The sequence below is a fragment of the Mangrovibacter phragmitis genome, from assembly GCF_001655675.1.
GTDB lineage: Bacteria > Pseudomonadota > Gammaproteobacteria > Enterobacterales > Enterobacteriaceae > Mangrovibacter > Mangrovibacter phragmitis.
The window spans coordinates 1-14,825 of the sequence record NZ_LYRP01000009.1 but is presented as its reverse complement, the minus strand read 5'-3'; the positions used below and the strand labels follow the sequence as shown (position 1 = coordinate 14,825).

General features: G+C 49.4%; 13 protein-coding genes. 2 read left to right on the top strand and 11 right to left on the bottom strand.

Annotation, left to right across the window (positions count from 1 at the left end; all coding sequences use genetic code 11):
* Positions 1–39: 39 nt before the first annotated feature.
* Positions 40–222 (top strand): hypothetical protein, encoded by a 183-nt coding sequence (locus A9B99_RS24565; protein WP_440137629.1) that lies wholly within the window; start codon positions 40–42, stop codon positions 220–222.
* A gap of 182 nt (positions 223–404) precedes the next feature.
* Positions 405–1,691 carry a citrate synthase gene (locus tag A9B99_RS09610; RefSeq protein WP_064596983.1) on the top strand — a complete coding sequence of 429 codons (1,287 nt, stop codon included), beginning with the start codon at positions 405–407 and terminating at the stop codon, positions 1,689–1,691.
* 111 nt (positions 1,692–1,802) lie between these two features.
* Here the strand turns inward: A9B99_RS09610 and A9B99_RS09605 are convergent, their stop codons facing one another.
* The 11 genes from A9B99_RS09605 to A9B99_RS09560 form a co-directional block, all read right to left on the bottom strand.
* Positions 1,803–3,188, bottom strand: a complete 1,386-nt coding sequence (locus tag A9B99_RS09605) for a VasL domain-containing protein (protein WP_064596981.1) — start codon at positions 3,186–3,188, stop codon at positions 1,803–1,805.
* Positions 3,189–3,218: 30 nt separating this feature from the next.
* Positions 3,219–3,674: a type VI secretion system baseplate subunit TssE gene (gene tssE, locus A9B99_RS09600; RefSeq protein ID WP_064597095.1), complete on the bottom strand. Its 456-nt coding sequence runs from the start codon at positions 3,672–3,674 to the stop codon at positions 3,219–3,221.
* Positions 3,675–3,677: 3 nt separating this feature from the next.
* On the bottom strand, positions 3,678–4,223 hold the full coding sequence (tssJ, locus tag A9B99_RS09595) for a type VI secretion system lipoprotein TssJ (protein ID WP_064596979.1): 546 nt from the start codon (positions 4,221–4,223) through the stop codon (positions 3,678–3,680).
* On the bottom strand, positions 4,201–5,286 hold the full coding sequence (gene tssG / locus A9B99_RS09590; protein WP_064596976.1) for a type VI secretion system baseplate subunit TssG: 1,086 nt from the start codon (positions 5,284–5,286) through the stop codon (positions 4,201–4,203). Before tssG ends, tssJ begins: the two co-directional genes overlap by 23 nt.
* Positions 5,250–7,004: a type VI secretion system baseplate subunit TssF gene (gene tssF / locus A9B99_RS09585; RefSeq protein WP_064596974.1), complete on the bottom strand. Its 1,755-nt coding sequence runs from the start codon at positions 7,002–7,004 to the stop codon at positions 5,250–5,252. The genes tssG and tssF overlap by 37 nt, the downstream gene beginning before the upstream one ends.
* Positions 7,005–7,267: 263 nt before the next feature.
* A complete protein-coding gene (locus A9B99_RS09580; RefSeq protein ID WP_064596972.1) occupies positions 7,268–7,543 on the bottom strand; it encodes a PAAR domain-containing protein in 276 nt (91 codons plus the stop codon).
* Between the two features lie 34 nt (positions 7,544–7,577).
* The gene (tssA, locus tag A9B99_RS09575; protein ID WP_064596970.1) at positions 7,578–9,173 is read right to left on the bottom strand and encodes a type VI secretion system protein TssA; all 1,596 of its coding nucleotides are present in this window, start codon (positions 9,171–9,173) and stop codon (positions 7,578–7,580) included.
* Complete coding sequence (locus A9B99_RS09570) at positions 9,170–12,517, bottom strand: ImcF-related family protein (RefSeq protein ID WP_082917857.1); 3,348 nt, start codon at positions 12,515–12,517, stop codon at positions 9,170–9,172. Before A9B99_RS09570 ends, tssA begins: the two co-directional genes overlap by 4 nt.
* Positions 12,518–12,692: 175 nt before the next feature.
* Positions 12,693–13,913 carry a hypothetical protein gene (locus A9B99_RS09565; RefSeq protein WP_156519030.1) on the bottom strand — a complete coding sequence of 407 codons (1,221 nt, stop codon included), beginning with the start codon at positions 13,911–13,913 and terminating at the stop codon, positions 12,693–12,695.
* On the bottom strand, positions 13,913–14,179 hold the full coding sequence (locus tag A9B99_RS23170) for a PAAR domain-containing protein (protein WP_074388787.1): 267 nt from the start codon (positions 14,177–14,179) through the stop codon (positions 13,913–13,915). The genes A9B99_RS09565 and A9B99_RS23170 overlap by 1 nt, the downstream gene beginning before the upstream one ends.
* Positions 14,180–14,468: 289 nt before the next feature.
* On the bottom strand, positions 14,469–14,825 hold a 357-nt coding region (locus A9B99_RS09560), incomplete at its 5' end, for a hypothetical protein (protein WP_331710049.1).

Here is a 14,825-nt window from a genome sequence, read left to right as displayed (position 1 = left end):
TCACGATAACAACATTTTTTTAATTTTTAATTATCTGATTTGACAAAAATTAAACATTATTGTTACATCCATCACCGAAAACGCCGTATAATTCGCAAAAGTTATAGGGTCACTCTTTCACCTGAGAATAAGTTATGTAACAGTGTGTCAGTATTGACCACAGTAGTCAGGACAGTTATTAGTGATATAAAGATTTTATTATACTGGCTGCTAACACCCTGATTTGCTGTTGTTTCACCACGGTCTGAATGGTTACCTGCAAGCGCCCATCTCTCTGTACCCTGGTCATATCCTCTAAAACAGAGACGAGAGCTGATATAACAAACTGGTAAACTTCAACCTGGCCATGAAAGCAAACTGGTAAAGCCGCAGTCTTACGCAATAAGGCGCTAAGGAGACCGTAAATGGCTGATAAAAAAGCAAACCTAACCCTCGAAGGGGGCTCTGTCGCTGAGCTGGACGTGCTACAAGGCACCCTGGGCCAGGATGTAATCGATATCCGTAGCCTTGGTTCAAAAGGGGTTTTTACTTTTGACCCTGGATTCACCTCAACCGCATCCTGTGAATCTAAAATAACCTTTATTGATGGTGATGAAGGTATTTTACTCCACCGCGGTTTCCCCATCGATCAGTTGGCAACTCACTCCAACTATCTCGAAGTCTGTTATATCCTGCTGTATGGTGAAAAACCCACACAGGAACAATATGATGAGTTCAAAACGATTGTAACGCGTCATACCATGATCCATGAGCAGATTACTCGCCTGTTTCATGGCTTCCGCCGTGACTCCCACCCTATGGCCGTCATGTGCGGGGTAACCGGTGCGCTGGCTGCGTTTTACCATGACTCTCTGGATGTGAATATTCCTCGTCACCGTGAAATCGCGGCGTTTCGCCTGTTGTCGAAAATGCCAACAGTGGCGGCGATGTGTTACAAGTACTCCATTGGGCAGCCTTTCGTTTACCCACGAAATGACCTCTCCTATGCCGGTAACTTCCTGCATATGATGTTCGCCACACCGTGTGAAACTTATGAAGTTAATCCGGTGCTGGAACGTGCAATGGACCGCATTCTGATTCTGCATGCCGACCATGAGCAGAACGCGTCGACCTCAACCGTACGTACCGCAGGCTCTTCTGGTGCCAACCCCTTCGCTTGTATTGCTGCAGGCATTGCCTCTCTTTGGGGACCTGCTCACGGTGGCGCGAACGAAGCCTGTCTGAAGATGCTCGAAGAAATTAGCGCGAAAGAACACATTCCGGAATTTGTACGCCGTGCGAAAGATAAGAATGACTCTTTCCGTCTGATGGGTTTTGGGCATCGTGTTTATAAAAACTACGATCCTCGCGCCACTGTAATGCGTGAAACCTGCCATGAAGTGCTCAAAGAGCTGGGTATGAAAGATGACCTGCTGGAAGTGGCAATGGAGCTGGAACACATCGCGTTGAACGACCCGTACTTCATTGAACGTAAGCTGTACCCGAACGTTGACTTCTATTCGGGCATCATCCTCAAAGCAATGGGGATTCCGTCTTCAATGTTTACGGTAATTTTCGCAATGGCACGTACCGTTGGCTGGATTGCACACTGGAGTGAAATGCACGCCGAAGGGTTAAAAATCGCCCGTCCGCGCCAGTTGTATACCGGCTACACCAAGCGTGATTTTACGTCAGACTTGTCATCCCACTAAGGCAATCTTTTTGCCTGTTGTTGTGGTAGCAAAAACAAAGCCCCAGATGGGGCTTTGTTTTTTGTATATCCGGTTGTAAAAGTTACAGCCAGTCACTGTCACCTCACGCCGTTATTGTTTTCCACTTGTTCCGCTAACCCGGCTTTCCAGCTGCATGTTTATCAGGCTATAACGGTATAGAAGTTGCCTGATGTGCAGTTCGGTTTGTAACTGTAAAGCGCCAGGCTGGGTACTGGTGTTACCTGCCTGCGTCAACTGGCGCAACCGCTCTTCAGCAGGAATATGCAGGCGGAATGCCTCTGTGATGGCGAAAACCTGCGACTTCAGTTCACTGACCGTCATGTACTTGCCGCGCTTTTCATCCAGAGCATTGAGCTGGTCAGCCAGGCGTTGCAATTTTACCATTCCGTCCTGCCAGTTAGTTAACTGAGGCAATGGCATGGCACTTGCTTCCGCCTGTTGCTGCCAGTCACGTATCATTGGCTCTACCGCCGTATTGTAGGGCAACAATAATTCGGCCTGTGATAATAGCTGCCGGGCGTACTGATGTTGCCAGCCCTGTGGCAGTGTTGCCAGCCAGCCGAGTTGTTCACGAGTTTGTTTTACCAACTTTTCGCTGCCATGCGGTTTTGCTACCACATACTGGCTAAGTGCCACTCGTTGCTCTTCAGGCACGATACCGGGTAACGGGGCCAGTGAGGCGTTCAGTTGTGCCAGGCCTGCGGGTGGTGTATTCAGATAGCGCCACCCCCAGCTAACCACGCTACTCAGCAATAATGCAGTGCATGCGCCGCTCAAAAACAACCACAGGTTATGATGCTTTACTTTTCCTTGAGCGGGCAGTGAATCAACATCCACGACCGGCTCGTGGGGCACAATGTAGACCAGACGTTCTCTGGCCGGGCGCAAAGGTTCGGCAAACTGTGTCACCGCCTGGGCAGGCAACACGATATCTTGTGCAGATTGACAGCCACGCGGCATATTCTCCAGCCGGGTAATTGCCTGTTTTATCTGTTGCTGAAACGCTGCCAACTGACTGGTCTGCCTGAGTTCATGGCGGCCCAGTGTATCACTCAGCTCATCCAGCTCTTGTTGTGCCCGGTAGAGCTCAGAAAGATCATCGGGAGACCGGTAAACCTGAGTGCGAAAGACAGCCTGCAGGCGCTGATTAAGGCCAGTCACTATTTCCATACGGGCATGCACACTGGCGGGCCACATCACAGACCATTGATGTGCGGCCAGTGCATTAATCAAGGCAAGCCCTTCGTTCATGCCCACCAGGCCGGCAATGTGCATACGCGCAAGCGTATACCATGTCGCACTCTGTAATTCGACACCATTATGTTCAAATAACCGCAGGCAGAGCATTTCTGCCGTTTGCCAGTTCACATCAGGCCGGGCAGGATGGGTGAGTTTCATCATTTCATCACGCAAAGCTACATAATCAGGCAGTGAGCGTGGATCGCTGCCTGTACGAAGGTATTTTCGGGTGTTCACAGATACTGTTCCGTCAGTGGTGAGAAAAACTTATAGACCAGGTGAGTTGTTGATGAAGCGCCGTTGTTTAAGATGCCTGAGCAACACCTTGCCTTCTGGCATAAACTGGGTGCCATAGCGCACCAGACCAATATCTTTCAGTTCGGCATCAATGGCGTAGCACAGTTCCCCGGGTTGCGCCTGATCCAGCATAACAACGGTTATCTTTTTCAGGCGGGGTTCATATTTCAGCAAAACAGCAGAGAGGGTACTCATTAACTGGTGGGCGGTCCCTGGCATACCCTGCAGAATAGTTGCCATATCGGGTAATCCATAATCCGGTAAATGCGCCAGTGTGCCTGCCCGGCAATTCAGGATACGTTGCATGTTGTCCAGTACAGACAAAATAACCTGGTTTTCTTCACTCACCTGGTGCAGGTCAAACGCTCCCGTAAAATTACCGCAGAGTATTTCATAAAGTGATGGGGAATGATGTTGCTTTTTCATCACTCAGTCATCCTTAGCGGGCAACAACCGCAGGCTGTTCGCGCCCAGCTCAATGATGCGCGCACTATTTACTGACAGGGATTCACGCTGAATGATGAGTTTCCAGTGGTTATTTTTGTGATCAGGTTCGCGAAACAGACCTGCGACACCCACAAATTTTGCTCCGGCTTCCAGCGGCATATCCAGCATAGCATCACCGCCCGGCTTAACCACGACATCCCGGGTTGCCAGTAAATCCTCTTTAAGACTGTTTTCACCATCGCGCAGTAATTGTTCATAAACTATCTTTTCAAACGTCTGGCTGTCTTTGAGTTGATAAACCCGCACAACGACAGGCTCTGAAAGTGAATTGCTCTCTCGTGAATCCGTGTTCAGGACCTCACGGGCGGTAAAATCCAGATGCAGCACTTTGATTTGTTTGTAGAAAACTGCGTTAAATGCAGATTTACTTCCATCTGTAACGCTTTGCGTTAAACCACACCCGGTAAGGCCCAGTGCCACAACTGGCACAAGATAAAAAGTTTTATTAAGAAAATTGATACCTGACACGTCGACTTCCCTCTCGTTGTAGTGCGGGTTGCAGGCCGCTGTAATAGCCTAAAGTGGTGGTAAAAGTTTGTGGAATATCAGCAGGCAATACCTCACCTTCGGCTCCCAGAACACCATTGATACCTAACCATAATGGCGCTTCGCCCAACGGGCGCATACTCAATGCTTCTGTGCAAACTGTCAGGAGGATTTTGGCTTTAAAACGCCACCCAAGGTATACGCGCAACATAACCAGAAAATCCTGATACAGCCGCCCATCCGGCCTCCAGCCCTGCGCCTCCTGGTGATTTCCGGTGCACAGTGTTATCAACAACTGGCTGGAGGCGTCCATCACTTCATCACCCAATGGCATATTGCCATCCAGCAACATATCCTCTTCGCCATAAAAACCCGACGGATGGCTGATTGCCACCGGACGCAGGCAATAAGGGCTAACTTGCGCGACTGTTTCAGGTGCCAGCAACGTGACCAGTGCCTGTATTCCTTCCTGGGTTTTTCCCGGCTGGCGCAGGATGCCCAACAGCGCTAAAAAGCGCGACACAGGCGTACCAATATGCTTCGCCATACCGGGTATACCTAACCCCACCAGGCCCAGTAACGACTGTGAAATATTGTCAGTTCCGCCTGGCTCGAAAGTGGTCGGATACGAATATTTACGCCAGATACGGTAAAACTGAGTGAGAATCCGGTGGTTGAAGATATCCAGAAACCCTTGCAGTGCTTCATGCCCTTCACGTTGTTGCGTGATGTCGTCGAGGTACGCGGTTGGCAAGGGGGAATCAACGCCATACAGGCCCATAAATGTTGTACGAATAACCGGTGGGTTTTGGCTGCCCTCCTCATCATATTCAACACACTTTAGTTCACTTACCGGAAACCCCATACCAGGATGAGGGCAAAAACGCACCGGGTCATCGGCGGGATGGCTGGTTGTGCCTAATGGTGGGTTGCCCGGCTGGTTTTTCTCCAGTAACTGGCAGAAACGGTAAAAGTTTATCCGGTTCAGTTCTGCTTCCAGGCGAGGGCTCAACCTGGAATATGGCGGCTGTGTTTCTCTTCCCATTCCAGGCGTTCTCCGGTTGGTTGCAAAGTGATTACCAGGCGATTAAACAGATAGATGTCGGTATACAAGGCAAAGAAGCGGCTTAACATTTCGCCAAACAGGCAAATATCCCCTCTTCCGGCAAAACCATGACTGTCGAGTGTTACCTCAATTTGCACACCACGAACCAGGTACCCTTGCTCAAAGCGTTCGGTTTCTGAATGCGTAACATCAATGATGGCCTCCAGCCTGCGTCGGTTCATCTCGCTGTGAGTCCATTCATAAAGCGCCAGCGTGCCGCGTAATACTTCTGCGTCATCCATCATGGATAAGAAGCTGCTGCCAAGATGACTGAGAATTCGCCAGTGAAAGCGGTCCTGCTCGGGTGGGTAACAAGGGAGCGTGGGTGCGCACAGATTGGTTACCGTGATACTGACAGCGGTCGCTCTCATCACAGTATCCAATACCGTACTTTGCAACGCCCGGTGTGGCAGTTGGCCATTCGTTCCGGTTAACGTGAGGGACAGGCTTTCATCTGCGGGGACAGTATGGCTATCAAATGCCTCACCACCCAGAATCAGCCAGGTGTTATGCAAACCGGATGGGCCACGACGAACGCGGGTATGATAATAATACTCAGGTGCCTCATGGCACATCATGCCGCCTTTATGGCGGAAGCTTGAGAATGGCACATAGGTATGTGAGCTGGATGAGGTTACCTCATCGACAGCGTAAATTTCTGTATAACCGTCCTGAATCCGCATTGGCGTTAACAGGTATTCTGTTTGCAGAGAATTTATATTGAGCGGGTCTGACTCCAGCCGAAACAAATTAATAACGGGTACACAGTTCAGGCGTATGTGTTTTTCAGTAAAGCTGAAATCATGCTCCCACCGCCGGGCCAGGAGAACCTCAACCTCAAACCATTGCAAATTCGGCGGGAAGTTGACGGTTTCCAGGCCACGCAAGCTGGTGAACATGAACTTTTCACGGAAGGTAAAATATTCCAGTAATAACTGATAACCACTAAAGCTGCTATGGCTTTTTGGCCACAGGTTATCATCATCATCAAAACCGTAAGCAGTGAAATATCCCCTCAGTTCACGAGCTTCACTACCATCCGATAACTGTAACCATATTCGGTCCACATTCATGGTAAATGCCTCGTGCATTGCACAGGCCAGCGGGGCATCCGCATTAAAATAAAGCGGTAGTTCACTCAGGTTAATATGGCTCCAGTCTGCAAGGTTACTACAACTAAAACGGAAATTAATTACTGAGCATCCATTCTGATTGGTTTTCAAAGAGACCTTTTCCAGCGAGAGTGGGTACAGGCTCAGTTCGCGGGTAGTGGTGTAGCAGCACTGAGTTCCCTTTTCGCCTATTGGACGGGAAAGCACTTCAAAACCTTTACGGATCTGGTGCCTTTCCTTCATTTCGCGCCAGTCAGGGGAAAACTCGACGATAGATAGCGAAGGAATAGTGCGCAAATAGTGAGGCCACAACAGGCTGACCAGCCCTTCTGTCAGTTCAGGCAGGTCATCATCCAGTTTTTCCCGTAACCGTCCCATTAAAAATGCGAACCCTTCAAACAAGCGTTCAACATACGGATCACGGGCACCGGATTTATCAAGATTAAGCATGGCTGCCCGGTCCGGGTAAGCCCGGGCAAATTCTTCACCCGCTTCTTGCAGGTAACGCATTTCAGCGTCGTAATAACGCAGAGTTAAATCATCCATAATATTTTCTACTTGAGTAATAATTGTAAGTCTTCACTAACCATCTTTTGTTTGTGAAATATAAAAAAACCAACTTGCAACACTCTCAGGGATGGCAAAAAGATTCACCACATATAGTTTATAAAAATAAAAAATTGATTATTAATTTCAATTAAAAACAACAATCAGTTTCACAAAAAAATACATTTCATTTATTTTAGCTGTAAACATCACAGCAATTGAATACCATAAAATAACACTACAGCGCACAGCAATACTCTGATTCACTCATAAGTATCCAGCGGGAGTGAAGAAATGAACCGAGCTTTACACGGGCAGGTACTGAAACTTTCAAGGGTACCTGCCAGCTTTCGCCCATGCAGCGTGTCATTTAATATTCCTCCCTGAATCACATAAATAAAAGGAGTCAGACCACAAGAAACCTTATCGCCCTCACGCGCAACTGGCATACCAAGTAACTGGTGATCCTCTGCCCCTTCTATAATTCTTCCACCACAGGTTGTCCTGTCGCCCATTACCAGATAATGGCCTTTAGCCATAACTCATCCTTTTTTCAATTAATTGCCTGTGTATTCAATGGCACAATACCGCAGCCCTGGCAGGATCCAGCGCAATCAACCCGGACAACAGAGTGTCCATCTCTGCCTGAAGGCGCAACTTATCTGTTTCATTACGCCCGGCTTTTGCCCGGAGTAACCTGACCCAACGGGCTTTAACTTCAAACATAAGTTCAGGTATCCACTGGTCAAGGGTGAGCTCACTGGCTCGGTTATCCAGGTCACTTAACAAATGCAGTGCCAGTTCATTTTTATTGTACTGCTCGGCTACCCTTGCCATCAGCAGGCGGACCATCCAGCGGTCTTTGACCGAAGTAATGCCTGGCCGTAATTGCAGCCAGTTTAATGCTGCTTCAACGCCTTCGGTATCAGCGAGTTGTATCGCTTCAGCCTCAAGCTCCAGTACTGTATCACTGGCTAAGTCTGGCGCATTAACTGGCTCTTCTTTCCAGTTGTCAGGTTCCCCCAGCACAGTGGCGTTAATCCAGCTCAGTGTGACTTCATCCGCAAAAGGCGTGCCATCGTCAAAGGCCAGGGTTTCCAGCCCGGGAAGCCGGGTTAGCAAGCCCTGAAGATCACGGCAAATAATGTCGGCCCGAACAGTGTCGTTATCCATTTTGAGCAGGGCTTGCCAGATATACCACTGCACATCAAGCCACAGGTGGTTAACCCCCTGCGCCTGTAAGCTATCTGCCCGCTCAAGTAATTCGTTCCAGCTTTGCTGAAGATAAAGGCGCTTCAGATGTGCCCGGTTATCCGGCTTTGGCGGCACCAGGCGTGTGCGGCCTGCTGAATCCAGCGGCGGTAAGGTTGCCAGCGTGTCCCAACGGATACTCTTTATCAGGTGATGCCCTGCAAGCCAGCCCCCGGGCTGATCACGCAGGTATGCTGCCAGCACTTTGGCCTGATCAAGCAGATCGCGCCCCGAAGAGACCGAAGACATAACAGGTGCCGGAGATCTCGTGGCAGGGATGCTATTAGTCTCTTCACGGCTGTTCTGCGGCACAAGGCTACTGGCTCCACCGCTTTGTTCCAGGCGCTGGTTTAACCCCTGGTATAGCGGTGCCAGCACTGGCCGTGACGGCACATCTAACTGCACAATCGCCTGCTCCACCAACAATAAAGCGCCTGTAATACGTGGCATCACGGCCATATCAACTTCGGGGTACAGCAACAGGCTGTCCATAACCTTGCGGCTGGTTAACCATTCAAGTGCCGATTTCCGGGTGCGTTCGCGCAAAGGATGCAGACGGGTGCCATATCGCTCAAGCATGCCCGCCAGTAATTCAAGCCCTTCGGCAAAGCCAGTTTCTCCATCCTGATGTAAACGCGCCCAAACATAAAATGTGATTACACGCAGGTCTTTACTGGTAGCGGTAAGTAGCTTTTCGGCAAGCTGGCAAATCAGGGCGGTGTCTGTACCGGTGAGTTTATTAACTTCATCGCGCATCAACTGGAAATCATCGTCATAGCCCGAATCACCCCCAGTTGGATCGTTTTCATTGATTGGTTGTATCCAGCGTTCCCAGTCAACAATATGCGACTGTGTTTGTGCTCTTAATGTCTTTTCGTCTGTACCACAGGCGGAAATAAGATTCTGGAGGTTGCTCATTCTTCAGTTCCTTGCATCACTACGCTGTTGCTGGCGCCAGGGGCGTTTGGGCTGGGGGTATGCGGTTCCACAATAAATATTTTTTCTGGCAACCGGAAACCCCGCAGGGCTAACAAAGCCAGCGGTCCTTTCCCCAGTTGTGAACGTAATACCCACTCCAGCTCCCGGCCATCCGGTGCTGTGAAACTTATCATCCACTCGCTGCGGCTAAGCGGCCTGCTTTTTCCCTGTTCCAGCCAACGGACAAGCCCCCAGGTACCGGTATAATCACCAAACAAGCGAGTGCCAGCCCGGGTTGATGCCCATGTCAGCATCAGCCCGGGCTGGTATGTTTCTCCCGGCCACCGGAAAGTATGCCAGTCGGCCATTTGGTTAAAGTAGTGCAGTTGCTGGCCATCAATGGTCAGGCGAGTTTCCACTACATCCGGTGCCGGACGCGCCTGGAGTTCAAAGCGAATACCTTGCTGACCATTGGTAAACAGGATCTCTGCTAACTGGTTCAGTTGGTTTACTGCTTCCAGAAAAGCCGGGTCGAATGCCAGCCCCTGGCTGTTCGCGCTATCGGGAACCCACCGGCTGCCCTCCTTGTGCAAGACACCACCCAGTTGTGTGGACAAGAAACGGTCAATCCGCCCATTGTCAGCGCGAATAAATTCCGCCAGCATTGGCAGTGACACCTCACTCTTACTGTCTGCCAGTGGGTAACGCCCACCAAAAGCGGTCTGCCAGTCGGCCACCACAGAGCGTTTCCAGTGACCATTCAGGCTGATGGCTGACGGATGCAGAACCGCTTCCCATGCCCGTGTCAGAGGCTCCACAAAGACAGTTCTACCAAAACCGCTCCACTCTTCCCCCAGGCTCGCGGCCATCAGGCTGCCATACTGGCGCGTATCTGTCAGATCCACGCTTTTTCCCTGAAACACAGTTTGTGCCAGGGACTGCATCATTTCCTGTGGGTCTGGCGCTGCAGCCACTTGTTGCAGGCGCAGACGCACCCGCGTAATACGGGTCAGCCAGGTTTGCAGGCTTAAGCTGCTGTCTGCGCTCATCACGCCAGTGCCACCTGAAATGCCAGACAGCGCCAGTAAAGGACCAAAAGTATCATCCAGCGGCCCTTGTGGTTCGGCGGCAAGCTGGTCTATAACAGGTCCTGGCCCACTGGTCAGATTTTTAACCGGGCGCAACAGAATGCCTGATAACCCTTCTCCCTGCCGCCCTGTCTGGCCCTGCCAGGCAAGCGTGTTCATCAGGGCAATAACCGGAGACTGACGGACATCACTTATCAGGGTCAGTTGGTCGGTAACATCAGCAATTGTGTTTGCCGGTGTAAGTTGAAGGCTATTGAGAAAATTCAGCCAGGCCCCGGCAAAATCAGTAAAATACCGTTGTGTGAGCCGGGTTTTCAGGGCTTCCGGTGAGATATCTGCCAATACACTGTTCCGCCCGTCACTCAGAACCCAGTCAATTTCTTCTCGCCTGGCATTCGCCGCACTGTCAATGGCCTGTGCAACACTATTTTCCCAGGCCTGTCGGGTAAACATTCCCGGAACCACTTCCCGCGTTGAGAATAATCGCCCTACTTCTGTACCGTTTGTCATGTCTTCCAACGTGACATCTGCCACATTACGCCGCACAGCCAGCAGAATACCGTTATACAGATTGCTTTCCGCGCTACGCTGCCCCACCTGTTGTAACAGCACCTGACGGCTCCAGGTCACCAGGGCATTGTCGGGCGTAATTGCCCAGCCAGGCTGAGATGGCAGCAAATCCATCCAGAACGCCCATAAATCCGGCGCCAGTGCCTGCCACAACCCTTGAGACAAACCGGGCTGTGCTGGCTGTACGCTTGCCATGACTTCGGTAAAAAAGGCGGCATCCACTCGCTCAGGCCGGGACATCATCAGCCAGGCTTTTAGCTGGTCATAGCCGGATTTGGCCAGCTCCGCTCGTTGGTTACTGTCCGGAGGGGTATTCACCAGGGTACGTAATGCCTGTGCCAGCGCCTGGCTGGCTGAGTCACGTATCAGGTGGTTATTCGCCCCGCCGTAATAAGGTAGCAGCGCATCCAGCAAAGGCTGGCTATGATCCAGACCAAAACGCCAGTACAAAGGCGCGCGCTGCTGGATGTGGTATTGCAAGCGCCCGGCATCGTTACGCAGGGCGTGCAGAGCAGTGAGCTGAGCATCTGATACTGGCGGGTTGACATCCAGGGCGTGAGCACGAGCAGCAACAGTGGAAATATGGTGGTAATTGACCGTTGCTGAAATCAACAGGCCGGTAAACCAGGCAGCACATAAAGCCGCCAGGCTCCATGCAAGTACCGGCTCCCATGGGCGGCCCACCCGAAAACCACGTACCCGCGCACAGCCATTCAACACCCCTTGCCAGGTTGGTGGCAACACCAGCGCATGAGGATGCAATGGGACAGTCTCCTTACCACCATTTTTTCCCACAGGCTCAGGCTGGCTGAACATCACCCCTCTAAGTGAAATGCGCGATGACGCACCCTGCAGCCAGGGCATCAGTTGAGCCTTCCATTGTGCGCTGCCCCCTTGCCCCAGTTGCCATGCCAGGCGCAGCAAAAAATCATATGACCAGTTACTTCCCACCTGCGACAACCCTTGCTGGCGTAACTGCGGCAACAGTGTATTTAGCTGTGCTTCCACATCTTCCGACCTGGCATTGCGCGGCAGGGTTATTCCCACTGCCTGTGGTTCTCTGCCTTCCTGTGGCCATGCACTGGCACACAGTTGCCACAGCCAGACAGGGGGAGAATAACGCAGGATTTCACTGATCTTTTCCAGGCTACGCAGGTCGGTGTCACTACGCTGGGGGGTCAGAGACTGAGTGGTGTCCAGCACCCGGATAATGGCGTCCAGTGGGCGGAAGCGGCGCAGTTTACGCAAGGCATTAAGCTTTTCAGTATCAGGCAGGCTATCCAGATTACCGCCGTATATCAGCACGGTGCCGTTGCATTCCAACCACTGGTTTTCTTTAAGACCTGGGACCAGGCGACTGACAGCACCGTCATCACCGGTAATCAGGATCAGGCGGACTTTGCGGCGCCAAAAAAAATAATAACGATTATGCAAATATACCTTTAACTGTTGGTAGCAGAGCACTGATGATGATATTTTGACTTCCCGCCTTTTTAACTCAGTTTCATTTTTCTTACCGGCCTCTTCTTTAACATGCACATAAATAAACTTACCCAAGAAAATCAATACAATAAAAGTGATCGTAACGACTATAGTTAACCCGACAGTTATTGATAAACTTAACATAAAAAAAGATATTTTTTCACCTGAAATAAAACCCATTTGGACAGGGTAAATACTCAGCATCAAACTAACAATCACGCCAAGTAACAGAAAAAAGAATAAAATAAACCATAGCCTGTATATTGCAATTTTTGCTCCCTGCTTTTTCTGCTCCATTTTTTCTCCTGATATGAAACAACTCGCAATGAAAAATACAGAATCACCTAATAAGATAACACTGCATAAGTTATCATTTTAGCTAAGGGGATATATAAGGATGTACTACAAACCACCAAAGGGTTATATCCGGTTTTTCTATATTGATTACCAATTGAGGAAATGATACTGACTCGCTGTTCCCTGCAGCAAGGGCAAGTGCCAGCCAGGGGGATGACAAGCCTGTAGTGCCACTTTTTACATCAATATGTATCAACTGCTTATTTTCTTCAACCCGCGGAAATTTCAGGTTATGACCAGCCAGCATGGCTGGTAGATTATATTCACTATTTACCCCGGATAGCCATAAAGTTGCCACATCATCTGCACTAACTTTTCCCCATCGCATTGCCTGCAACGCAGCAGAGTGAACAGATAGAGGTTCTTTAGTACATTCAGGTCTGTGAACCCGGGCAATATAGGGTTCACCACAATTACTGTCTGTTGAACAAAATAAAAGCCCAACTGCAACCTCCCCCTCACCATCAGACATGCTATCAAGTAAATTTACGGAAAGAACCAATAACATGTGGAAAGTATCAGGTTCATCCAACCAGTTATCAATATCAGACAACCCATAGTCAGAGATGATTTCAATTATGGCTGATGAGGGAACTAATGGGATAACTATTTTTTTTATAGCAGAAATTTCCTGTTCATTAAGCTGAGACTCATTCGCTATTTGAATAACAACTTTCAACCGATACTCTGGATTACCTCTGTACAGGCCAGACTGAATGATTGGATCGGCAAGCAACAAACCAATCCATTTGTTAATGCGAACTGACAGCAATTCACCCGCATCATTAAATTCAGCATAGTGGCTCACAGAGAGCGTGTTTTCATCGACCACGGCGGGCAGAGAAACACCTTCTGGCAATAGGAATTGCTGGCTTATTGACTCCGAAGCAGCAACATGTGGTAAATGAACAGAAATTGCATTCAGTACAATAAAACGCTGAGCACGTTCAATTTCATTTTTTAAATCCAGTTCGCGCTCATTGTCCCAACCATCTGCAAACCATTCAAAACTCAGCCAGAGTAGCCAACGTATTGCTGCTGTTATTCCCCAAAGCACAAAGGGTATAATAATAAAGCAATGCCAAAACAATGCACTCTTAACAGGAATCGTTTCCGGCCATAGCCAAAGAGTTACAATACCACCACAAACAAGAGAACCTAATAAATACACCAACCATCTTTTTACTGATGGCGGTGGCTTACGCCTTGCAGGCTGCGGAATAGTAGAGAGGTCGACAGGCATTATGGGCTCATTTTCACATTAGTTAGCGATGAGATTAGCGAACACCCACAAGAGCATTTGCATCCATGAAAAGCGACAGGCAAACCATTATCTTTCATCGTTAGATGACCTTCAGATATAAACGAAGGTGTATGGCCAGGAATGGGGCAAATCACTGGGTCATTTAACCGGGCAACCCCTACCCCACCGAACTTCATTTTATTTGAACCAGACACCACAATACCTCCGCCTGTGGTTTTATCTCCAACCCGAATAATTCCTTTCATTTATTTCCCTCAAATAATTATAAATATGGATAATCAACATCAGAGTACAGACTGAACCAATCGATAAAAATCAGAGCATTTAAAAAAATAATTAACATGGCAATAAAACATCAAATAACTCACATACTATATTCATCTTATGATGAACACCCAGAGCAAAGAATATATATAAATAGTTACTCTTCTTTATTTTTACTATACCACCAAGTAAAACCCGCCTTGTAACAGGCGGATTGATGAATAAATCACAACCACAGGGTTCACCTGTACACACCAGACATTATGATGTTCACGCATCCCTGTTATGAGCCATTTTATTCCTTATTTTCTGGTTGGCATCTTTCAGATACTGGTTTTTGGCATCGTAAACAGCACGGGGTTCGTTGGCCAGTACCGTGCGCCAGCGGCCAGGCCCATTGTGCTCTGCTCCCACATTCACCGGGTCACCCGGCTCTGGCCGGCAGGCCATTTCCACCTCTGCTGACCACTGCGGGCGCCTGCTGGTCTGCGTGCCTATATACCTCGACACGCTTTCCACCAGTGACAACGGCAACAGCAGCAGGGTGGGCAGCCATTCCAGCCGGGATTCCACCTGCAGCAGCATCTGTAAACCTGTGATGTACCCTTCCCTGCCATGCTCCACCGG

Coding starts and splice junctions, on each gene's coding strand:
- A9B99_RS09610 (WP_064596983.1), top strand. CDS start 405: ATGGCTGATAAAAAAGCAAACCTAACCCTCGAAGGGGGCTCTGTCGCT.
- tssE (WP_064597095.1), bottom strand. CDS start 3,674: ATGAAAAAGCAACATCATTCCCCATCACTTTATGAAATACTCTGCGGT.
- tssG (WP_064596976.1), bottom strand. CDS start 5,286: ATGGGAAGAGAAACACAGCCGCCATATTCCAGGTTGAGCCCTCGCCTG.
- tssF (WP_064596974.1), bottom strand. CDS start 7,004: ATGGATGATTTAACTCTGCGTTATTACGACGCTGAAATGCGTTACCTG.
- A9B99_RS09580 (WP_064596972.1), bottom strand. CDS start 7,543: ATGGCTAAAGGCCATTATCTGGTAATGGGCGACAGGACAACCTGTGGT.
- tssA (WP_064596970.1), bottom strand. CDS start 9,173: ATGAGCAACCTCCAGAATCTTATTTCCGCCTGTGGTACAGACGAAAAG.
- A9B99_RS09570 (WP_082917857.1), bottom strand. CDS start 12,517: ATGCTGAGTATTTACCCTGTCCAAATGGGTTTTATTTCAGGTGAAAAA.
- A9B99_RS09565 (WP_156519030.1), bottom strand. CDS start 13,913: ATGCCTGTCGACCTCTCTACTATTCCGCAGCCTGCAAGGCGTAAGCCA.
- A9B99_RS23170 (WP_074388787.1), bottom strand. CDS start 14,179: ATGAAAGGAATTATTCGGGTTGGAGATAAAACCACAGGCGGAGGTATT.